Source organism: Amycolatopsis sp. NPDC051758, assembly GCF_044453095.1.
In the GTDB taxonomy this organism is placed as follows: Bacteria; Actinomycetota; Actinomycetes; order Mycobacteriales; family Pseudonocardiaceae; genus Amycolatopsis.
In genome coordinates this window covers 51,356-71,251 of the sequence record NZ_JBITCJ010000002.1, presented here as the reverse complement: position 1 = coordinate 71,251, position 19,896 = coordinate 51,356, and the positions used below count along the sequence as shown (strand labels likewise).

The following is a 19,896-nucleotide window of genomic DNA, read 5'->3' as shown; positions in this document are numbered from 1 at the left end:
TGATGCCTCCCCGATCACGCGAGATGCCGTTTCCCGCCCGGGACGAACCCGGCATCAGCCGTGATCAGCGGGGCATCATGCGTGATGGGGAGGGCATCACTCGTGATCGGCGGGGCGACACGGCGTCAGGGGTTGACCGCCAGGACCAGGAAGCCGGCCAGCAGCACCAGGTGCACCCCGCCCTGCAGGCGCGTCGCCCGGCCGGGGACGACCGTCAGGACACTCACCACGACCGTGAGCGCCAGCAGCACGATCTGCGTCGAACCCAAGCCGAGCAGCAGCTCACCCGGCAGCCAGATCGACGCCAGCGCGATCGCGGGGATCGTCAGGCCGATGCTCGCGATCGCCGAGCCGTAGGCCAGGTTGAGGCTGATCTGCATCCGGTCGCGCTGGGCCGCGCGGGTGGCCGCGAGGGTCTCCGGGAGCAGCACCAGCAACGCGATCACCACCCCGACGAACGACTGCGGGAACCCGGCCGCGCTCACGCCCGCCTCGATCGCCGGGGACTCCACCTTGGCCAGCCCGACCACCGCGACCAGCGCCACCAGCAGCAGCGCGAGGCTGCCCAGCGCCGCCCGGCTGGTCGGCGGCTCGGCGTGGTCGTCCTCCTTGACCTCGCCGTCGGCCGCCACCGGGAGGAAGAAGTCGCGGTGGCGCATCGTCTGCGTCAGCACGAACGTGGCGTACAGCGCCAGGGACGCGACCGCGGCGAAGGTCAGCTGCGCCGACGAAAACGCCGGGCCGGGGGTGCTGGAGGTGAACGTCGGCAGCACCAGGCTGAGCGTGGCCAGCGTCGCGACCGTGGCGAGCGCCGCGCCGCTGCCCTCCGAATTGAAGAGGGTGACGCCGTAGCGCCGCGCGCCGACGAGCAGCGAGATGCCGACGATCCCGTTGGTCGTGATCATCACCGCGGCGAACACGGTGTCCCGCGCCAGCGAGCCCGCTTCGGGACCGCCGGAAACCATCATCGTGACGATCAGCGCGACCTCGATGACCGTCACCGCGACCGCGAGCACGAGCGACCCGAACGGCTCACCCACGCGGTGCGCAACGACCTCGGCGTGGTGCACCGCGGCGAGCACGGTCGCTCCCAGCGCGATCGCGACGATCGCCACGAACACCGGTCCGAGGTCGCGGCCCCAGGCGAGCGCCAGCACGACCAGGCCGAGCACGGGGGTTACGGAGGTCCAGGACGTCAGGAAGGATCTCAGCGCGGCGACCATGCCTCCACCCTGTCATACCGGTGGTCACTTTGCGTGGTCGTACGGCGCTTCTCACATAGTCCCTTGTGGACGGTCGAAGTCCGCGGGCACGGCGGCGAGGACGTGCCGCCGGAAGGTTTCGCTCAACGGCGGGAGAGTCCGCCCGGCCGCCCAGGCGAGGCCGATGTCGCGCGCAGCGTCCACATCGGTCAGTTCGAGGTGCGGCGCCGGGAACGTCGCCGTGTGGGGGAGCGGCAGCACCGAAACGCCGAGTCCGGCGGTGACGAGCCCGCGCAGTGTCTCGACTTCGTCACCCTCGAAGCCGATGCGCGGCGTGAACCCGGCTTCGGCGCACAGCCGTTCGGTCGTCTCGCGCAGTGCGTACCCCGGCCGGAGGAGGATGAACGTCTCGTCCGCGAGGTCGGCGAGGCGGACGCGGTGCCGCCGGGCGAGGCGGTGCTGTGGCGGGATCGCGAGCCGCAGCGGCTCGACGAGCAGGCGTTCCCAGTGCAGCTGGGCGTGCCCCGGGTCGCCGCTGGTGATGACGAGGTCCGCGGTGCCGTCGAGCAGTTCTGCCTCCAGCCCGGCCTCGCCGTGCTGCCGCAGTTCGAACCGGGCGCCGGGGTGGTCGCGGAGGAACCCGCTGAGCACCGACGGCACCAGCCACGTCCCGAACGTGTGCAGGAAGGCCAGCGGGACGACGCCGGTGCCCGGCGCGACGATCTCGCCGACCTCACGCAGCCCCTGGTCGAGCTGGTCGAGCACGAGGTCGACGTGCCGCTTGAACGCGTGCCCGGCCGGGGTCAGCCGCAGCACACGCCCGGACCGCCGGAACAGCTCGGCGCCCGCTTCGTGCTCGTGCCGCCGCAACGCCCGCGAGAGCGCCGGCTGTGTCAGGTGCGCGCCGGCCGCGGTCTCCGTCACGGTCGCACCCGCGGCGACCTCGCGGAACAGCCGCAGCGTCTGGACGTCCATGTCTGCAGTGTATGGAATTTCATCCAATCAGGCATTGGACGCATCGATCGGGACGGGCCACCCTGGAGGTATGGCAACCGTGGCAGAACAGCTGGTCAGGACCCTGCGGGACGCGGGCGTCGAGCGCATCTACGGCATCGTGGGGGACAGCCTCAACCCGATCGTCGACGCGGTCCGCCGCACCGACGGCATCGAGTGGGTGCACGTCCGGCACGAAGAGACCGCCGCCTTCGCCGCGGCGGCCGAAGCGCAGGTCACCGGCAAGCTCGCGGTGTGCGCAGGCAGCTGCGGGCCGGGTAACCTGCACCTGATCAACGGCCTGTTCGACGCCCACCGCTCGGGCGCGCCGGTGCTGGCGATCGCGTCGCACATCCCGTCGAACCAGATCGGCACCGGCTTCTTCCAGGAGACGCACCCCGACCGGCTGTTCGCCGAGTGCAGCCACTTCAGCGAGGTCGTCGCGGACCCGGCGCAGCTGCCGCGGCTCCTCCGGATCGCCACCCAGGCCGCCGTCGGCAAGGGCGGTGTCGCGGTGCTGACCATTCCCGGCGACCTCGCCGACCGCAAGGCCACCGGCCCGCTGACCGAGCGCCTCCCGCTCGTCACGCCGTCGCCCGCCGTCCCGCCGGCCTCCGTCGTCCAAGAGCTCGCGGAGCTGCTGAACTCGGGGGAGCGGGTGATGCTCTTCGCCGGCGCGGGGGTGCGCGGCGCGCACGACGAGGTCATGGCGGTGGCGGAGAAGCTCGCGGCGCCGGTCGGGCACTCGCTCGGCGGCAAGGAATGGATCCAGTACGACAACCCCTTCGACGTCGGCATGAGCGGCCTGCTCGGGTACGGCGCCTGCTACGACGCGATGCACGAGGCCGACCGGATCGTGTTGCTGGGCACGGACTTCCCGTACGACAACTTCCTCCCGCAGGCCCGCACCGTCCAGCTCGACCACGACGCCTCGCGGCTCGGCCGGCGGACACCGCTGGAGCTGGCCGTGCACGGCGACGTCAAGCTGACGCTGCAGGCGCTCCTGCCGCTGCTGCGCCCGCGCACCGGCCGCGCGTTCCTCGACCGGATGCTGCGCGAGCACGTGCGGAAGCTGGAAAAGGTCGTCGGCGCGTACACGACGAAGATCGAGCAGCGGCGGCCGATCCACCCCGAGTACGTCGCGTCGGTGCTCGACGAGGTCGCCGCCGATGACGCCGTGTTCACCGTGGACACCGGCATGGGCAACGTCTGGGCGGCGCGCTACCTGACCCCGAACGGCCGCCGCCGGGTGCTCGGCTCGTTCCGGCACGGCAGCATGGCGAACGCGCTGCCACACGCGATCGGCGCGCAGCTCGCGCAGCCGGGCCGCCAGGTCGTGTCGCTTTCGGGTGACGGCGGGCTCGCGATGCTGATGGGCGACCTGCTGACGCTGCCCGCCTACGACGTCCCGGTGAAGGTGGTGGTGTTCAACAACGCCACGCTGGGCATGGTGAAGCTGGAGATGCTCGTCGACGGGCTCCCGGACTTCGGCACCGACCACCCGCCGGTGGACTTCGCCGCGATCGCCGCGGCGTGCGGGATCTTCGCGGAGCGGGTCGAGGACCCGGCCGGCGTCCGCGGCGCGCTGGAGAAGGCGTTCGCCCACCCCGGCCCGGCGGTGGTCGAGGTGGTGACCGACCCGAACGCGCTGTCGATCCCGCCGCGGATCACCGGCGAAATGGTGCGCGGGTTCGCCATCGGCGCCACGAAGACGGTGCTCAACGGCGGTGTCGGCAAGATGGTCGACCTGGCCCGCACCAACCTGCGCAACACCCCGCGCCCTTAGGGATCCACGACGATGACACCGGTGTCGGCCAGGGCTTCCAGCGCGGCGAGGATCCGCGCCCGGCGGGTGCCGCCCAGCTCCGCGGCGTCGAGTGCGTCGCGGAGCGAGGCGTGCATCACCAGCGCGCGGACGAACCGCACCAGCTCCGGGCAGGTCAGGTAGGACAGTTCCCGGTTGCCCGTGTGGTAAGCGAGCGCCCCGAACGGTTCGGGGCGCAACGCCACCAGCGGGTTGATCCGGTACGCGGCATCGAGGTCCATTGTGGACTTCGCGGCACCGGCTATGCGGAGTGGACGATGACGCCGCGGATGTTCTTGCCGTCGCGCAGGTCCTGGTAGCCCTCGTTGACCTGGTCGAGGGTGTACTTGCGGGTCACCAGCTCGTCCAGCTTGAGCTTGCCGGCGTCGTAGAGCCGCAGCAGCCGCACGATGTCGTACTGCGGGTTGGCCGAGCCGAACAGCGTGCCCTTGATCGTCTTCTCGAACAGCGTCATCACACCGCCGGAGACGTGCACGGTGAGCTTCTCGGGGTTGGCGAGCCCGGTGATGACCACGGTGCCGCCCTTGCCGACGACGTCGAACGCCTGGCTGACGACGTCCTCTTCCACGGTGCCGACGGTGATCAGCGCCTGGTCGGCCAGCTGGCCCCAGGTGAGTTCGTTGACCTTCTCCGCGGCCTCGGCGGCGGTGGCGAAGGCGTGGGTGGCGCCGAACATGAGCGCCGCTTCCCGCTTGAACTCGACGGGGTCGACGGCGACTACGTACTTCGCGCCGGCGTGCGCGGCGCCCTGGACGGCGTTGATGCCGATGCCGCCGATGCCGTAGACGACGGTGGTGTCCCCGGCCCGGACGCCGCCGGCGTAGTTCGCGGTGGCCCAGCCGGTGGGGACACCACAGCCGACGAGCACGGCGGTCTCCAGCGGCAGCCAGTCGTCGACCTTGACGACCGAGTGCTGCGAGATCGTGGCGCGCTCGGAGAACGTGCCGAGCATGCACATGGCGCCGAAGTCCTGGCCGCCGCCGTGGAAGCGGAAGGTGCCGTCCGGCATGTGGCCGTCGAGGATGGTGGCGCCCATGTCGCACAGGTTCTGGCGGCCGGTGGAGCAGTAGCGGCAGGTGCCGCAGTTCGGGATGAAGCTGCAGACGACGTGGTCGCCGGGCGCGACCTTGGTGACACCGGGGCCGACGTCCTCGATGATCCCGGCGCCTTCGTGGCCGCCGATGATCGGGAAGCGCGGCACGAGGTCGTTGTCGATCAGGTGCAGGTCCGAGTGGCACAACCCGGCGGCGGTGTACTTGATCAGCACCTCACCCGGGCCCGGCCCGTCGAGGTCCAGTTCCATGATCTCGAACGGCTTCCCGGCATCGAACAGTACGGCTGCCTTGGTCTTCACGGCCATCTCCTCCACGTGCGGCGGTGCACCTCTCGCCGTCGATTGTGTGGACCCGGCGGGGCCGTGAAGTGTCCGATTCCCGGACAGTGGCTGGTCAGCGGACCCGCAGGGCGCGCATCCGGTTGTAGAGCGTCGAGCGGCTGATGCCGAGCTGCTTCGCCGCCCGCACCTTGTTCCCGTCGCACGCCCGCAGCGTCCGGACGATCACGTCGTACTCCGCCTGCTCCCAGCCGCTCAACGCCGCGCCCGGGGCGGTCTCCAGACAACCCGGGGCGACGTCGGACGCGGTCAGGTCGCCGGCCGAGCGGCGGTCCGCCGCGCTCGCCAGGACGCCGGCCAGCTCGCGGAGGTTGCCCGGCCACTGCTGGGACCCCAGCAGCTCCAGCGCTCCGGGTGTCAGCCGCAGTGACGCTCCGAGGTCCCGGAGCAGCGTCCGGGCGATCGCCGGGATCTCGTCGCGGCGCTCGCGCAGCGGGGGCAGCTCGATTCGCCGGTGGACGCGCGCCGCCAGGGTTGCCTGCTCGCCGTGCAGCTCCGACGGTGGGCCGCTGACCAGCGCGAACCACGCGGATGTGGTGTCCAGCAGGCGGGCCAGGCGGACCGCGGCCAGGGGTGGCAGCAGCTGGATCCCGTCGATCACCAGCAGGCCCGGCCCGCCGGCGGCCGCCTCGACCTGCGCGCACCACGCCGCCGCTCCCGAAACGATGTCGGACGCGTCGAACTCGTGCAGCGGCTGGTCGCCGGCGACAACGCGGGCCGCCGTGCTGCGGCCGGCTCCGGGTTCGCCGCAGATCAGCACCCGGCGGCGGGCGCGGCCGGCGCGGCGGAGGCGGTCCTCGACCGGGGCGGGGAAGAGCCCGCGGGCGGCGCGCGGGCGGGACACCACCGGGCTGGCCGGGCGGACCGGCGCCAGCTCGAACAGCAGCCCGGCGTTCGCCGACACCGCCTCGACCCGGACCTCCACCGGTGTGCCCGACGTCAGCCGGAGCCGGCGCAGGCCGCGCTGGGTGCGGGCCAGCTCCTGCAGCAGGCGGTGGTCGGCGGTGTCGACCAGCTCGGTCGCCGCGGTGTTGGCCAGCACGACGTCCTGGCCGAGCGCCAGCACCGCGCAAGCCCGGTGCTGCACCGACTGGAACGCGGCCAGCAGCTGCTGCTCGGCGAGCTTCGCGCCGTCCAGGAGCCGCCGTTCGATGTCGGCGACCGCGCGCCGCAGGAACGGCCCGAGCAGCGGGTTCGCGTCGCCGGCCGGGCCGGTGATGTCGAGGACGCCGGCCAGCCGCCGGGTCACCGGGTGCACCACCGGGTGGCCGTAGCAGGTGAACTGCTTCATCGCTTCGAGGAAGTGCTCGTCCCCGTCGACGGCGACCCCGCGGCGGGTCTCGAACGGCGTGGCGAGGGCGTTCGTCCCGGTCCGCTCCTCCAGGAACTGGCAGCCGGGGACCGCGCTGATGCCTTCGAGGGCGAGCTCGACCGACCGCTCGGTGAACCGCCGGGCCACGATCCGGCACTCGTCGTCGGCGAGCACGATGCAGAACCGCGTGCCGGCCAGCTGCCGGGCCAGCTCGTCCAGCACCGGCGAGGCGGCCCGCAGCAGCCGGCTGCGGTTGTCGACGTCGGCGACGTCCAGCCGGTCGACGGCCGACGCCGGGGAGAGCCCGGACAGCTCCGCCCGCCGCCACGACTGCGCGATCTCGGTCCGCAGGTCCACTCGCACTCCTCGTCGAGCCGATCGGTGTCCCCGGATTTCCATCATCACACGGACCGCGAGCGAGGTGAACCTCTCCGGTCGGGCCGGCGCCCGCCCGCGCCGGACCGGCCGGCCGGCTGCGTCAGCCCGGCGTCCGGCCCGTCCGATCGGGTAGGTCGGCCCACTCCGGCGACCGCAGACCATGACGGCCGCGGTAGGCCGCGCGCTCCGGCGGCGACCAGCCGGTCAGCAGGCCGGGCCGGGGTTTGAACACCTCGACGCCGATCGGGTGGCAGACGTCGATCGGGTCGCGGGCGTCCGGTCCCCACAGCGGCACGGACAGGTCGCCGCCCGGGCAGGTGGACAGCGCGCACAGCAGGTCGACCTCGGCGAAGAACTCGAAGTGGTCGTCGGGGCGGGCGGGGCAGGCCTTCATGAAGTACTGGTCGTCGTGGTTGAGGCCGGTGCACTGGAAGACGTTCAGGACGTCGTGCACGTCGAACTCGGTGAGCCCGAACGGCGCGACCGCGCGGACCAGGTTCGAGTGGCAGTGGAAGTCGAAGTCCTCACCGGTGAGCATCCGGTTGACGTACGGGTCGCAGCGGGTGCCGAGCAGGTCGTGCACCCGGCCGCCTTCGCCGTCCACGCCGTGGTTTTCGAGGGTGTCCGAGGTGATCGTGGCCAGCGGGCGCAGGAACGGCAGGGTCGACCACAGCCGGTCGAACGTGCTGACGTGCGCGCGCTGCAGCTGGCGGGTGCGGGCCGCCCAGAAGCGCTCGCGCGGGTCGTCGGCGTGCCACAGGTTGAGGTCGCCGACCTGCGGGCCGTCGACGGTGCGCAGCCGGCACAGGTGCCCGCGCGGCACCCGCCACGCGCGGCCCGAGCGGATCGGCACCTCGAACGCCTCGACGACCTCGCGGCCGTCCTCGTCGGCGAGCCGCCGGTAGAAGCCGCGGTCGACGTCGAGCGCCGCGCCCTGGTACGCGGCCGGGGGTGAAGCCATCGGCGGTCTCCTCTCCTCGGATGTCCGTCCAGGATGCCCCGGCTACGCACCGTGGTGTTCGACCACTCGTTCGGCTGCTGGGGCGGCGGCGGTCCGCCTCCTACCGTCGAAGGGGCGCTCGCCGTCTCGTCGTGGGAGGTGTGACCGGCGTGCTCGTGGCACTCCAGCGTTCCGGCGAAGACCGGGACCTGCCCGCCGCCGGGGACCACCTCGTGCGGCTGCTCCGGTCGTGGGGACCGGGCCCGGACCACCTGACCGGGCTGGCGCTGGCCGGGATCAGTCTCCCGAGCCGGCTCGGGAGACTGATCGTCGACGCGCTGGTGTTCACCCGCAACGGCGTGGTCGTGATCGCCGCGCACGAGGCCGGCCTGGCGCCGTGGCCCGGCCCGGGGGAGCGGGCGGGCGCGGGGGTGGCGGCGGCGAGGGGCGCGTTGTCCGGCCACGACGGCGGCCGGTACGTCACGGGCCTGGTCGCGGTGACACCGGGGGAGGCGCACTGGCACGAGCCGGCGGACCCGGATCCGCGGTGGAGCACCCGAAGCTCGTTCGAGAGCGGCCCGGTGGGCGAGCAGGACGCGCTCTGGCACGAACCCGAGGCCGTGCCCGGGGTGGCCGTCGTGCTCGCCGATCCCCGCGGGCTGCGGCGGATCATCGGGCAGCACAACCGGTGGCGGACCGTCTGGTCGGCCGACGACGTCCTCGACGCCTGTTACGCCCTCTCCCTCGCCCACCTCGCGCCACCCCGGGCCGCCTTGCTCGCCGACGGGTTCCCGGCGCGGGTTCCCCCGGCGGCCCGGGTGCCGGAGCTGCCCGCGGTGGTCGCGATTCCGCCGGAACCGCCGCCGCTGACGGCGGCGCCGGTCGCCGCCGAGGAACCCGCGCCCCGGAGAGCGCGGGGGCCGGTGTCGGCGGTCTTCCCGCGGCCGCGCCCGATCCGGCAGGTGCCGTGGGGGCTGGTGATGGTGCTGAGCCTGCTCGTCACGGTGGGCGTGGTGGCGGCGGTGTTCGTCGCTCAGGTTTTCCACGGCTCCTGAGCTGCAACGATCATTTCGCGTCAACTACGCCATCTGCACCGTTTCCCCGCGGCGTCTCCTGGGCACCTCCCGGTAGATGTGAAAGGGGTTCACGATGCCGCGCACCGTGTCCGTGGTTCTGCTGGCCGTCCTCGCGGGCGCCTCCCTCTCCGGCTGCAAGCTGGCCGACGAACTGGCCTCGGGGTCCGGCACCCAGCCACCCGGGACGGCGGCCGCCGCGCCGGTCGCGCCCGCGGAGGCCCGCACCCAGCTGGGCGCGCTCCAGGTGGCCGTCCGCGGCACGATGGACGGCTACAGCCGCGAGAAGTTCCCGCACTGGGACAAGGTCGACGGCGCCTGCGACACCCGCGAGCAGGTCCTCAAGCGCGACGGCAAGGACGTCTCCGTGGACTCCCAGTGCGCCGCCAAGTCCGGCACCTGGGTCAGCGCCTACGACGGTGAGACCTGGACGAAGGCGTCCGATGTGGACATCGATCACATGGTGCCGCTCGGCCAGGCGTGGATCAGTGGCGCGAAGTCGTGGACGACCGAACGCCGCGAGCAGTTCGCCAACGACCTGGTCCGCCCGCAGCTGCACGCGGTCACCGACAACCTCAACGAGCAGAAGAGCGACAAGGCGCCGGACCAGTGGAAACCGCCGCTGGTGTCCTACTGGTGCACCTACGCCACCGACTGGATCGTGGTGAAGCGCAACTACGGCCTGACCATCACCGTGCCGGAGAAGACCGCCCTGGAGACGATGCTCGCCAAGTGCTAGCCCAGTGACCGTGCCGCGGCGAGGGCCTGGCCGGCGTAGGACTGTCCGAACAGGACGGTGTGCACCAGCAGCGGGAACAGCTGGTGCATCGCGATCCGGTCGCGCCAGCCCTCGGCCAGCGGCGCGGTCTCGTCGTAGGCGGCGATGATCCGCTCCAGGTGCGGGCAGCCGAACAGGTGCAGCATCGCCAGGTCCGTCTCGCGGTGGCCGCCGTGGGCGGCCGGGTCGATCAGCCACGCTTCGCGGCCGTCCCACAGGACGTTGCCGTTCCACAGGTCGCCGTGCAGCCGCGCGGGCGGCTCGGCCGGGGCCGCGAGCCGGGAGCACGCGCGCTCGAACGGCGCGGCTTCGAGCAGCCCGGCGTCGACGGCCTTCCGCACGTAGGGCCGGACGCGGTGTTCGGCGTACCACGCCGCCCAGTCGTCACCCGGGACGTTCACCATCGGCGCCAGGCCGATCCACGCGTCGGCGGGCCCGTCCGGGGGAGGGGAGCCGAACGCGGGTGCGCCCGCCGCATGCAACCGGGCCAGCCCGCGGCCGAACCGCTCGGCGGCTGCCGCGTCCGGCCGTCCGGCGGGGACGCGGTCCATGACGAGCTGGTCGTCGTCGTGGCGGTGCACCTCCGGCACCGGGACCGCGGCGGCCGCGGCCAGCCAGCGCAGGCCCGCCGCTTCGGCCGCCGTCGCGCGCGGTCCGGCGCCGCGTTTGACCACGACAACACGGCCGTCGTCCAGCACGGCCTCGGTCAGGTCGCTCATGACCCGCACGGTACCGGCGCGCTACGGTGGTCGGGTGCAGGACTTCGAACGGGTGTTGACCGCGCTGGCGGACGTGGAACGGTCCGAGGCGCGTGACTACTCCTCGTTCAGCGTGCGCGGCAAGCGGTTCGGCTACTACTGGCCGCGGACCCGGACCGTCGGCCTGAAGCAGACGATCTCCGAGCAGCTCGCGCTGGTCTCCGAGCGGCCGGACGTCTTCGAGATCCAGTTCACCGCGGGCGGCTTCGGCTGGGTCGTCGTCCACCTGGACAGCGTCGGCACCGACGAGCTCGCCGAACTGATCTACGAAGCCTGGCGGCTGTCGGCGCCCGAAGAGCTGGTCGCCGAGGTGCCCTTCACCAAGATCGCCCGCGTGTAGAGCAGGTCGAACCCCTGCCGTTGCACGTTCTGGTGTGACTTCGACCCCGGCTGCGTGGTGACGACGGCGACGTCGCACTCGGCCTCGGTCGCCGCGGCGAGCCGGGCCCGCAGCAGCGCGGTCTGCACACCACGCCGCCGGTGCGCGGGCACGGTGGCCGCGCCGGTGAACTGCGCGATGCCTTCGGTGACGCGGAAACTGGCGCCACCGGCGAACTCGCCGTTGCGCTCGGCCAGGTATCGCCGGACCCCGGCCATGTCCCGCATCGCGTTGACGACGGTCTCGCGCGGGAAGTCTTCGTGCGAGGGCAGGCCCTCGGTGTCGGCCACCGCGACGGCGTCGGCGACCTCGGACAGCCAGGTCTCCAGCTCGTCGTCACGGCTGAGCCGGACGCCATCGGGGACGTCGGTGTCGCCGAGCCGCCGCCCGAGCACGTTCTCGAACGACTCCAGCCGGTAGCCGCGTTCGGTGAAGAACCCGCCGGTCCCGGCGTCGGCCAGCTGGCACAGCTCGACCTGCACCGGCGAGCCCAATTCGGCGAAGGCGTGCTCGATCTCGTCCAGCTCCGCGGTCGACGGCAGGCCGCCGAAGCCGAGTCCGATGACCTTGTTGAACGGCGAGTCGTCCTCGGCGAAGCTGGCGACACCGCCCGAGAACGGCCGCGCGAACCCGATCGTGTCCCCGCGGCGCGCCCGCGCGGCGTCACTGCTTTCGGCCGTCAGCCGCGCTTCGGCGCGTTCGATCCGCGCCGCCAGCGCGACGTCGCAGAAAAGCCGTTCCCCGCCCATGCGCCCAGGGTGCCGGACGCACGGGCGGGGACCCAACCGATTAACCCTCCACTCGGTGCGAAGCCCAGAACGACGTCAGGTCGGTCGAGCCGGCCGCCGCCTGCGCCGCGGCCTTGAACTCGGCCGTGGTCGACACGCCGTACCAGTGCGACTGCGCGTACGACTTCAGCAGGTTCGCCATCGGGGTGTCGCCGATCAGCCGTCGCAGGTCGTGCAGGGTGCACTTGCCGTAGTTGTAGACCACGGTGGAGTACCGCGAAGAATGCGCGTCCCAGTACGCCATCGAGTTGGTCAGCTTCTCCGCACTCGACTGCCACGTGATGCCGCAGCCGCTGCCGGTGACCCCGCGGTAGAGGTCGGTGGCGTAGTCGGTGAAGCTTTCGTCCAGCCACGGCGAGGTGTACTCGTCGTCGCCGACGATCCCGTAGAACCACTGGTGCGCCAGCTCGTGCGGGAGCGCCGTGGTGGACACGAGGTCGAGCACGAAGCCCGGGTACTCCATGCCGCCGAACCAGAAGTTGTTGTCCAGCACCACGTCCACCTCGCCGTACGGGTAGTCGCCGAAGCGGCCCGAGTGGACGTCGATGGAGTCGGCGGCCAGCGTCAGCATCTGGTTGGCGCTGCTGGTCGAGATCCCGCTGACCGAGTAGACGTTGACCCGCACCCCCTTGCCGGACGTCGTGGTGATCTTCGCGAACGGCCCGGCGGCCCAGGCGAAGTCGCGCACCTTGTTCGCCACCGCGTGCGTGGTCGTGGTGCTGCCGCTGGTCGTCTCGGTCGACGAGCCGGTGGCCGGGGTCAGCAGCGACGTCGGGTGCACGAGCGTGACGTCGAAGTCGCTGATCAGGCTGTAGAACGACTCGCCGTTGTTGGTGTAGGGGTCGAGGTGCCAGCCGGCGGCGTCGCGGACCGCGAGCACCGGCAGCGCGTTGCCGATCATGTTGTACGCGCCGTCGTGGCCGAACCGGTCGGCCCCGCTCGGCACGACGATGCCGAGGTCGAAGCCGATGGTGGCGGACTGGCCCTGGGCCAGCGGGCTCGGCAGGGTGATCTTCAGGGCGGTGCAGTTCACGCTCAGCGCGGCCGCGGTGCCGCCGGTGACGTTCGTGACCGTGATCGGCGTCGACGGGCAGCTGCCGTGGTAGTTGTCCCACAACCGCAGGTAGACCTCGGGCAGCGCGGTCGCCGAACCGTTGGTGAAGCTGGCCGTCTGGTGCCCGGTCCAGGTGGTGCCGGAGGTGTTCGACGTCAGGTTCACCGTGTAGGCCGGGTTGATCGGTGTGCGGGTCGAATCGGCGGGCGCCGCGGTGATCGTCCAGGCGAAGGTGGCGCTGCCGCTGTTGCCGGCCGGGTCCTTGGCCGTGACGGTCACCGAGGACGTGCCCGCCGTCGTCGGGGTGCCGGTGATCTTCCCGGTGCTCGCGCCGATCGTCAGGCCGGCGGGCAGGCCGGTTGCGGTGTAGGTGAGCGCGTCACCCTGCGGGTCGGTGGCCTGGACCTGCAGCGACACGGCCTGGCCGGCGGCGCCGGACTGCGCGCCGGGCGAGGTGACGACCGGCGACTGCGGGTTGCTCGTCCCGGTCGTGGTCAGCGAGAAGTCGTCGAGGAGGAAGTTGGTCGCCAGGCTCGAGTCCTCGGTGCCGGTGACCTTGAGCGTCACGGTCTGGCCCAGGTAGCGCGACACGTCGACGGTGCGCTGGACGTACCCGGTGTTCTTGTCGAGGTTCGAGTAGCTCGCGAGGGTGTCGGAGCCCGCCTGCACCACCAGCTTGTCGTAGGCGGTGCCGGTCGTCGTCTCCTTGGTGTCGATGTGCGACCACCAGGAGAGCGTCGCGGACGCGCAACCGGCGGGCAGCGTCAGCGCCTGGGACAGGGTGTCGGTGTGCGTGCTGCCGTAGCCGTCCAGCCAGGCGACGGACGTGCCGCCGTGTGCGGGTTCCGCCGCGGTGGCGGCGGAGACGACCCCGCTGGTCTGGGTCCACGGCGCGGTGCCGCTCTCGAACCCGCCGTTGCCGACGACCTGGTCACCGCAGACCGCGGCGGCCTCGGCCGGCGCGGCGACGACGACCGTGCCCAGCAGGCCCACGGCCGCACTGAGCGCAGCAGAAAGCACCCTCGATCTCATGGGGGGAGTCCTTTCCCGGCCCCGTCCGTCGGGGCCAGGAGAAAGCGTGCGCTGCTGCCGGGGCGGCAACAACCCGCCATGAGTCGGGTTCCGCGATCAGGCCTGCTGGAGGACGTTGAGCAGGATGAAGAGCAGCACGAGGGCGCCGACCACCGCGAGCGCGGCCGACACCGCGGACCGGATCATCTCCCCGAACCCCTTCGCGGTCCGGGCCCGGTAGGCGGAGTAGTTGGAGCGTGCCTCGCGCGCGTTGTGGACGCGGCTGCCGACGAGCAGCCCCGCGGCCAGGGCGAGCAGAACGGCGAGGAAAACGGACACGAGAGATCCTTTCGGGGTTCGGGAACGAGGAACGGCCTCATTACTAGACCCGACGGACGCCGCGCGCCATGGCTTTCCGGTATCCCGTTTCCGGGCCGGACGGCCCTGGTGGGACAGTCGTCCCGCGTTCCTCGGAGAGCGCCGGCGGACAGCCGACGGTATCCGCGGTCTTCCCTGAGGCACAAGGAGTTTTCGGTGGCTCAGCCCTCGGCGGCGAGTCCTTTGTGCCGCTCCCGCAATTCTCGTTTGACGATCTTTCCGCTGGGATTCTTGGGAAGCCGGTCCGCGAAGACGACGTACTTGGGACATTTGTAACCGGCGAGATGTGACTTGGCGTGGTCGACCACTTGCGCTGCGGTGAGAATTGCGCCTTCGCGCGGCACGACCACCGCGGTGACCGCTTCGATCCAGTGTGGATGGCTGATCCCGAACACCGCGGCTTCGGCGACCCCGTCGAGCAGGTAGAGCGCCTCTTCGACTTCGCGGCTCGCGACGTTCTCACCGCCGGTCTTGATCATGTCCTTCTTGCGGTCCACGACGGACAGGTAGCCGTCCTCGTCGAGCACACCGAGGTCGCCGGAGTGGAACCAGCCGGACCGGAACGCCTCGGCGGTCTTGTCCTCGTCGCGGTAGTAGCCGAGGGTGGCGTGCGGGCTGCGGTGCACGATCTCGCCGACGACGCCGGGTGCGACGGGCAGGTCTTCGTCGTCGACGATCCGCGTCTCGACGTTGAGCGACGCGCGCCCGGCCGAACCGGCGCGCTCGAGCTGCTCGTGCGGGCGCAGGATCGTCGCCAGCGGCGCCATCTCCGTCTGGCCGTAGAAGTTCCACAGCTCGACGTCGGGCAGGCGGCGGCGCAGCTCGCGCAGCACTTCGACCGGCATCGCCGAAGCGCCGTAGTACCCTTTTCGCAAGCTGGACAGGTCGGTCCGGTCGAAGTTTTCTTGCCGCAGCAAGGAGATCCACACCGTCGGCGGGGCGAACAGCTTCGTCGCCCGCTCCCGCTCGACGGCGGCGAGCACCGCCGCGGGGTCCGGGCCGGGCAGGATCACGCTGGTCGCGCCGAGGTAGACGTCGACGGAGAAGAAACAGTCCAGCTGCGCGCAGTGGTACAGCGGCAGCGAATGGACCTCGACGTCGTCGGCGCTCATCCCGCCGTCGATGACGCACGAGACGTACTGCGCGATCAGGGAGCGGCTCGACAGCAGCACACCCTTCGGCCGCGACTCGGTGCCGGAGGTGTACATGATCCGCAGTGGATCGTCGTCGGCGACGAAGACCTCCGGCGCCGAAGCGTCCCCTTCGGACAGCCACGTGTCGACGTCTTCCCAGTCGCCGCCCGCGCCGGTGGTGATCCGGCCGCGGACGACGGCACCCAGCTCGGCCAGTTCGAGGGCTTTGGCCGCGGTCGGTTCGAGGGTGTCCTCGGAGACGAACGCGGCGACTTCGGCGTGCCGGAGAATGTAGGCGATTTCGTCGGCGCCGAGCATGAAGTTGACCGGCACGAGGAGCACCCCGAGCTTGGCCGTGGCGAAGGCGAGGACGCCGAACTGCCGGCAGTTGTGGCTCAGCAGCGCCAGCCGGTCACCCTTGCGCAGGCCGCGCGCGGCGAGCGCGTGGGCACAGCGGTTGGCGGCGGCCTCGAACTCGGCGAAGGTGAGCCGCGCGTCCCCGTCGACGATCGCGAGCTTGTCCGGCAGCCGCAGCGCGGTCCGGCGGAGAAGATCGCCCAGCGCATGCTGCCGGGCACGGTCGACGAGGGCGGCAGTGGCCTCGGAGAACGGCTGGTCCATCCCGGCAGTCTCGGCCGGGGCGGGAAAACTCGCAAGCGTGTGACTCGCGTTCAGTCGCCCAGCTGCTCCAGGAGGCGGGTGGCCCGGGTTTCGAGGGGCCGGTAGCCCGCCTGGGCGGCCAGCTTGGTCGCCGTTTCGCCGTGTGTCCGGGCCAGTTCGACGTCCCCGCCCGCCAGGGCCGCCTCGGCCAGGCCGGTGAGCGCCGCCGCTTCGCACCACGTGAAGCTGGTCTCCCGGGCGACGTCCAGCGCTGCCGTCAGGTGCGTTGCGGCGTCCGCGGCGTGGCCGAGGCGGAGGCAGACCTCGCCGGACGCCGCGAGGGCCGACGCTTCGGTGCCGCGGTCGCCGATGCGGCGGGTCAGCTCCACCGCTTCGGCCGCGTCGGCGAGGGCACGCGTGCCGTCTCCCGCCCGGGCCTCCAGGACCGCGCGGCCGGACAGCGCCGCCGCTTCGCCGTACTGGTACCCGAGGTCCCGGTTGGCCGTCAGCGCACGCTCGTAGAACCCGGCGGCGAGCGGACTTCCGAGGTCGCGGTGGACGTGCCCGAGGTCGACCAGCAGCACGGCCACGCTGAACGTCGCGCCGTCGTGTTCGGCGATCTCCAGCGCGCGGCCGAAGTGGCGGAGCGCCTCGTCGAAGTCGCCGACCTGGCCGCAGGCGAACCCGAGGTTGGCCAGCGCCATCGTGACACCCGGGATGGCGAGCTCTTCGCACAGCCGCAGCGACTCCACACCGCACACGATCGCCTCGTGCGGGTCGCCGAGCCGCTGGTGCACCGCGCTCAGGTTGTTGAGCACCGCCGCGCGCCCGGCCGGCCAGTCCGCCGCCAGCCCGTCGGCCAGCACCGTCGTCAGGTGGGTGCGGGCCTCGGCGTAACGGCCGCTGTTGACCCCGGCGAGCGCGATGGACAGCCGCATCGCGGCCTGCGCCTGCCGCGCCCCGGCGGCCTGCGCGGCGGTGAGCGCGGTGGTGGCCGTGTCGATCCACTCGGTGTGGTGGCCGCGGTGGTGGAAGAACGCCCGGAGCGCGTCGGCCAGGTGCCAGGCGTACTCCCGCGGGCCGTGCGCCGCCGCGTGCTCGACCGCGGCGGCGAGGTTCGGCCACTCGGTGTCGAGCCAGGCCAGCGCATCCTCGGTGCCCTCGAACGGGTTGTCGGCTTCGGGCCGAGGGAGCCGCAGGAAGTGCGGGATCAGCCGGCGTCCGGCCGCGTCGGCCGTGGTCAGGTAGTGCTCGAACAGCCGCCGCAGTGCCGCGTCCCGGTCGCTCGACGGGTCGTCGGCGGGGACGCGTCCGGCGGCGTAGCTGCGCAGCAGGTCGTGGAAGCGGTAGCGCCCGGGCAGGTGCCGTTCGACAAGGTTGGCCGCGGCGAGGGCCTTGAGTTGCTGCCCGGCCCGGGCCTCGGTGACGCCGGCGAGCCGGGCGGCGACCGGCGCGGTGAAGGTCTGGCCCGGCACCAGCGCGAGCCGCCGGAAGAGCAGGCGGTGCTCGGCGGGCAGCGCCCGGTACGACACCGAGAACGCCGTGGTCACCGCACTTTCCTCGGCACCGTCGACACTCAGCCCGGCCAGCGGATCACCGTCGGCGAGCTCCCGCGCCAGCTCCGCGATGCCGGACACCTCGCCGGCGCCGAGGTTCGCCGCGGCCAGCCGCAGCGCCAGCGGGAGGTGTCCGCACAGCCGGGCGAGCTCCGCCGCCGCGGCCGGCTCGGCGGCCACCGCCGGCGGCCCGAGGACGGTTTCCAGCAGCTGCCGCGAGTCGCGGGCCGGCAGCACTGCCACCGGCACCGCGTGGGCGCCGGTGCGGGCGATGAGGTCGCCGAGACGTTGGCGGCTGGTGACGAGCACGGTGCCTGACGGCGGCAGCAACGGCGTCACCTGCGCGCTGTCGCGGGCGTTGTCGAGCAGGACCAGCACCTTCCGGTCGGCCAGGAGCGAGCGCCACAGCGCCGTCCGGCCGTCCGGGTCCGGCGGGATCGCGCGCGGATCGGTGCCGAGCGCCCGCAGCAGCTGCGCGGCCGCGACGGCCGGCGTCAGCGGCTCGTGGTCGGCGTCGAACCCGCGCAGGTCGAGGTAGAGCTGGCCGTCCGGGAAGCGGTCACGGACGTGGTGCGCCCACCGCACGGCCAGCGCGGTCTTGCCGACCCCCGCGGTGCCGGTCAGCACCCGGATGTCCGGACCGGGCCCGGCGCCGGCCGGCTCGTCGAGCCGGGCCAGCTCGGCGGCGCGGCCGGTGAAGCCGCGGACGTCGTGGGGGAGCTGGGCCGGGCGCACCGGTTCGGGTGTGCCGTCCAAGGCCGGGTCGGCGGCGAGGATCCCGGCTTCCAGCCGGGCCAGCTCCGGCGCCGGGTCGAGGCCGAGTTCGGTGGCGAGCCGGGCGCGCAGGCCGCGGAAGGCCGCGAGAGCGGCGTCGGTGCGGCCTTCGCGGTGCAGGGCGAGCATCAGCTGGCCGACGAACCGCTGCCGCAGCGGGTGCGCGGTGACCAGCGTCGTCAGCTCGGCGAGCACGGCCCGGCCGTGGCCGAGCCGCAGCTGCGCGTCGAGCCGGTCTTCCAGCGCGCTCCACCGGGCTTCGTTCAGCCCGGCCAGCAGCCGTTCGGCGACTTCGGCGGACGCGGCGCCGGCCAGTGCGTCGCCTCGCCAGAGTGAGAGGGCCTCGTCGAGCAGCGCGACGGCCGTCTTGTCGTCGGCCGCGCGAGCCCGGTGGACGAGGGCGGTGAACCGGTGCGCGTCGACCGCCTCCGGGTCGGCTCGCAGGGCGTATCCGGGGCCCTCGGTGACCAGTTCGGGGCCGCCCGCGGCGCGGAACACCGCGCGCAGCCGGGAGATCAGCGCCTGGACGGTGTTGCGGGCGCTCGCCGGGGGAGCAGTGGGCCAGAGCAGGTCGACGAGCCGGTCTCGCGCCACCGGGCGGCCGGCTTCGAGGAGCAGGACGGCGAGCACGAGGCGCTGCTTGCGGGAGCCCAGGTCGACCGGGGCTCCGCCCGCTGTCGCCTCGACGGCGCCGAGGACGCGGAACTCCACCCGGTCACCTCCCGCTCGTCGGCGTGCAAGCGTACTGCAAGCCCGGTGCAGGCCCGGCCCGCGATCCTGGGCGGGCTGCAGGACACCAACCCCGACGATGTCCACGGCCGGCTCGGACGCCGGTGTCACCGACGGGTTCGGCGGTCGCTCACGCGGGCGGCACGAGCTGGGGGTAGGGCCACCTCGGCGACCCCTATCCCCGGTCGTCGTGGTGGCCCTCTGTCCTGTTCAGCGCGCGGCAGCATCGATCTGGACGGGGTAGCCGGCCCGCAGGACGCCGATGGTGGCCGGTGGTGTCAGCACCGGGACGGTTCCTGCCGTGGGCAGCTTCTGCCGGCCGCCGTAACCGGCGGTCGTCCACTCCGTCAGGTGCCCGTCGACAATGAGCTCCGGGTGGTCGCCACGGAGCACGAACACGCCGTCCGGGAGGTCGGCCCAGCGGAGCTCGTGCAGCCGGCGGACGTGGGTGCCGGGGTGCAGCCGTTCCCGGTGCAGCTGCCGGTTCATCCCGGTGGCCGACGGACGGCCGGGCCAGGCGTCGCGATAGGCGGTGTAGGCGGGGCGGCGGCACTCGCCGCAGGGCCGGTGCCCGGCGGCGAACGAGACGGCTTCGTCGAGGAAGAACAGGTGCGTGTAGCGGTTCGGCAGCCACTGCTCGCGCCGGCGGCCGCGGAACTCGAGCGCGCAGGTGATCCACAGGTCACCGGCGTGGAACCGGACGATCTCGTGGCCGTCGTGGAGCACACCGCGGTTGCCGGTCCAGGCGCCGCGCAGGGTGCTGTCGACGACGTCCCCGGTGGGGGTCACGCGGTTGCGCACCGGGGCTCCCGGTTTCCGGAGTGGCGAAGCGCGCGGGCGCA

17 protein-coding genes are annotated in these 19,896 nt (G+C 72.6%); 4 read left to right on the top strand and 13 right to left on the bottom strand.

All coding sequences use genetic code 11. From position 1 onward, the window contains the following. Positions 1–125 precede the first annotated feature (125 nt). Complete coding sequence (locus ACIA5G_RS09675; protein ID WP_395922083.1) at positions 126–1,223, bottom strand: calcium:proton antiporter; 1,098 nt, start codon at positions 1,221–1,223, stop codon at positions 126–128. Positions 1,224–1,274: 51 nt separating this feature from the next. After that, complete coding sequence (locus ACIA5G_RS09670; protein WP_395922082.1) at positions 1,275–2,177, bottom strand: LysR family transcriptional regulator; 903 nt, start codon at positions 2,175–2,177, stop codon at positions 1,275–1,277. A 70-nt stretch (positions 2,178–2,247) separates the two neighbouring features. Here ACIA5G_RS09670 and ACIA5G_RS09665 point away from each other — a divergent pair, with 70 nt between their 5' ends. Next, entirely contained in the window at positions 2,248–3,981 is a 1,734-nt protein-coding gene (locus ACIA5G_RS09665) for a pyruvate dehydrogenase (protein WP_395922081.1), read from the top strand. Here the strand turns inward: ACIA5G_RS09665 and mftB are convergent. From mftB to ACIA5G_RS09645, 4 genes are all read right to left on the bottom strand, one after another. After that, the gene (mftB, locus tag ACIA5G_RS09660; protein ID WP_395922080.1) at positions 3,978–4,241 is read right to left on the bottom strand and encodes a mycofactocin biosynthesis chaperone MftB; all 264 of its coding nucleotides are present in this window, start codon (positions 4,239–4,241) and stop codon (positions 3,978–3,980) included. The genes ACIA5G_RS09665 and mftB overlap by 4 nt on opposite strands. A 20-nt stretch (positions 4,242–4,261) precedes the next feature. Then, on the bottom strand, positions 4,262–5,374 hold the full coding sequence (locus tag ACIA5G_RS09655; RefSeq protein ID WP_395922078.1) for an NDMA-dependent alcohol dehydrogenase: 1,113 nt from the start codon (positions 5,372–5,374) through the stop codon (positions 4,262–4,264). Between the two features lie 94 nt (positions 5,375–5,468). Beyond that, the gene (locus tag ACIA5G_RS09650; protein ID WP_395922077.1) at positions 5,469–7,082 is read right to left on the bottom strand and encodes a sigma-54-dependent Fis family transcriptional regulator; all 1,614 of its coding nucleotides are present in this window, start codon (positions 7,080–7,082) and stop codon (positions 5,469–5,471) included. 121 nt (positions 7,083–7,203) lie between these two features. Further along, a complete protein-coding gene (locus ACIA5G_RS09645) occupies positions 7,204–8,064 on the bottom strand; it encodes an urea carboxylase-associated family protein (protein WP_395922075.1) in 861 nt (286 codons plus the stop codon). 149 nt (positions 8,065–8,213) lie between these two features. On the opposite strand from ACIA5G_RS09645, the gene ACIA5G_RS09640 reads away from it, so the two are divergent. Together ACIA5G_RS09640 and ACIA5G_RS09635 are read left to right on the top strand one after the other, a co-directional pair. Further along, positions 8,214–9,098 (top strand): hypothetical protein, encoded by an 885-nt coding sequence (locus ACIA5G_RS09640; protein WP_395922073.1) that lies wholly within the window; start codon positions 8,214–8,216, stop codon positions 9,096–9,098. A 94-nt stretch (positions 9,099–9,192) separates the two neighbouring features. Continuing rightward, complete coding sequence (locus tag ACIA5G_RS09635) at positions 9,193–9,855, top strand: HNH endonuclease family protein (RefSeq protein ID WP_395922072.1); 663 nt, start codon at positions 9,193–9,195, stop codon at positions 9,853–9,855. On the opposite strand, the gene ACIA5G_RS09630 is transcribed toward ACIA5G_RS09635, so the two are convergent. After that, on the bottom strand, positions 9,852–10,613 hold the full coding sequence (locus tag ACIA5G_RS09630) for a fructosamine kinase family protein (protein ID WP_395922070.1): 762 nt from the start codon (positions 10,611–10,613) through the stop codon (positions 9,852–9,854). The genes ACIA5G_RS09635 and ACIA5G_RS09630 overlap by 4 nt on opposite strands. Positions 10,614–10,647: 34 nt before the next feature. Between ACIA5G_RS09630 and ACIA5G_RS09625 the strand changes: the two genes are divergently transcribed. Further along, on the top strand, positions 10,648–10,992 hold the full coding sequence (locus ACIA5G_RS09625; RefSeq protein WP_395922069.1) for an MmcQ/YjbR family DNA-binding protein: 345 nt from the start codon (positions 10,648–10,650) through the stop codon (positions 10,990–10,992). Here ACIA5G_RS09625 and ACIA5G_RS09620 read toward each other — a convergent pair. The 6 genes from ACIA5G_RS09620 to ACIA5G_RS09595 form a co-directional block, all read right to left on the bottom strand. Beyond that, positions 10,917–11,780, bottom strand: a complete 864-nt coding sequence (locus tag ACIA5G_RS09620) for a GNAT family N-acetyltransferase (protein ID WP_395922067.1) — start codon at positions 11,778–11,780, stop codon at positions 10,917–10,919. The genes ACIA5G_RS09625 and ACIA5G_RS09620 overlap by 76 nt on opposite strands. A 40-nt stretch (positions 11,781–11,820) precedes the next feature. Beyond that, entirely contained in the window at positions 11,821–13,893 is a 2,073-nt protein-coding gene (locus ACIA5G_RS09615; protein WP_395923493.1) for a putative Ig domain-containing protein, read from the bottom strand. Positions 13,894–14,001: 108 nt separating this feature from the next. After that, entirely contained in the window at positions 14,002–14,223 is a 222-nt protein-coding gene (locus ACIA5G_RS09610; RefSeq protein ID WP_395922066.1) for a hypothetical protein, read from the bottom strand. A gap of 200 nt (positions 14,224–14,423) precedes the next feature. Beyond that, positions 14,424–16,016 carry an acyl-CoA synthetase gene (locus tag ACIA5G_RS09605; RefSeq protein ID WP_395922064.1) on the bottom strand — a complete coding sequence of 531 codons (1,593 nt, stop codon included), beginning with the start codon at positions 16,014–16,016 and terminating at the stop codon, positions 14,424–14,426. A gap of 50 nt (positions 16,017–16,066) precedes the next feature. Beyond that, positions 16,067–19,036 (bottom strand): BTAD domain-containing putative transcriptional regulator, encoded by a 2,970-nt coding sequence (locus ACIA5G_RS09600; RefSeq protein WP_395922063.1) that lies wholly within the window; start codon positions 19,034–19,036, stop codon positions 16,067–16,069. Positions 19,037–19,264: 228 nt separating this feature from the next. Then, positions 19,265–19,855, bottom strand: coding sequence for a hypothetical protein (locus ACIA5G_RS09595; protein ID WP_395922062.1), 591 nt, complete (start codon positions 19,853–19,855; stop codon positions 19,265–19,267). Positions 19,856–19,896 lie beyond the last annotated feature (41 nt).

Coding starts and splice junctions, on each gene's coding strand:
- ACIA5G_RS09675 (WP_395922083.1), bottom strand. CDS start 1,223: ATGGTCGCCGCGCTGAGATCCTTCCTGACGTCCTGGACCTCCGTAACC.
- ACIA5G_RS09670 (WP_395922082.1), bottom strand. CDS start 2,177: ATGGACGTCCAGACGCTGCGGCTGTTCCGCGAGGTCGCCGCGGGTGCG.
- ACIA5G_RS09665 (WP_395922081.1), top strand. CDS start 2,248: ATGGCAACCGTGGCAGAACAGCTGGTCAGGACCCTGCGGGACGCGGGC.
- mftB (WP_395922080.1), bottom strand. CDS start 4,241: ATGGACCTCGATGCCGCGTACCGGATCAACCCGCTGGTGGCGTTGCGC.
- ACIA5G_RS09645 (WP_395922075.1), bottom strand. CDS start 8,064: ATGGCTTCACCCCCGGCCGCGTACCAGGGCGCGGCGCTCGACGTCGAC.
- ACIA5G_RS09635 (WP_395922072.1), top strand. CDS start 9,193: ATGCCGCGCACCGTGTCCGTGGTTCTGCTGGCCGTCCTCGCGGGCGCC.
- ACIA5G_RS09630 (WP_395922070.1), bottom strand. CDS start 10,613: ATGAGCGACCTGACCGAGGCCGTGCTGGACGACGGCCGTGTTGTCGTG.
- ACIA5G_RS09620 (WP_395922067.1), bottom strand. CDS start 11,780: ATGGGCGGGGAACGGCTTTTCTGCGACGTCGCGCTGGCGGCGCGGATC.
- ACIA5G_RS09605 (WP_395922064.1), bottom strand. CDS start 16,016: ATGGACCAGCCGTTCTCCGAGGCCACTGCCGCCCTCGTCGACCGTGCC.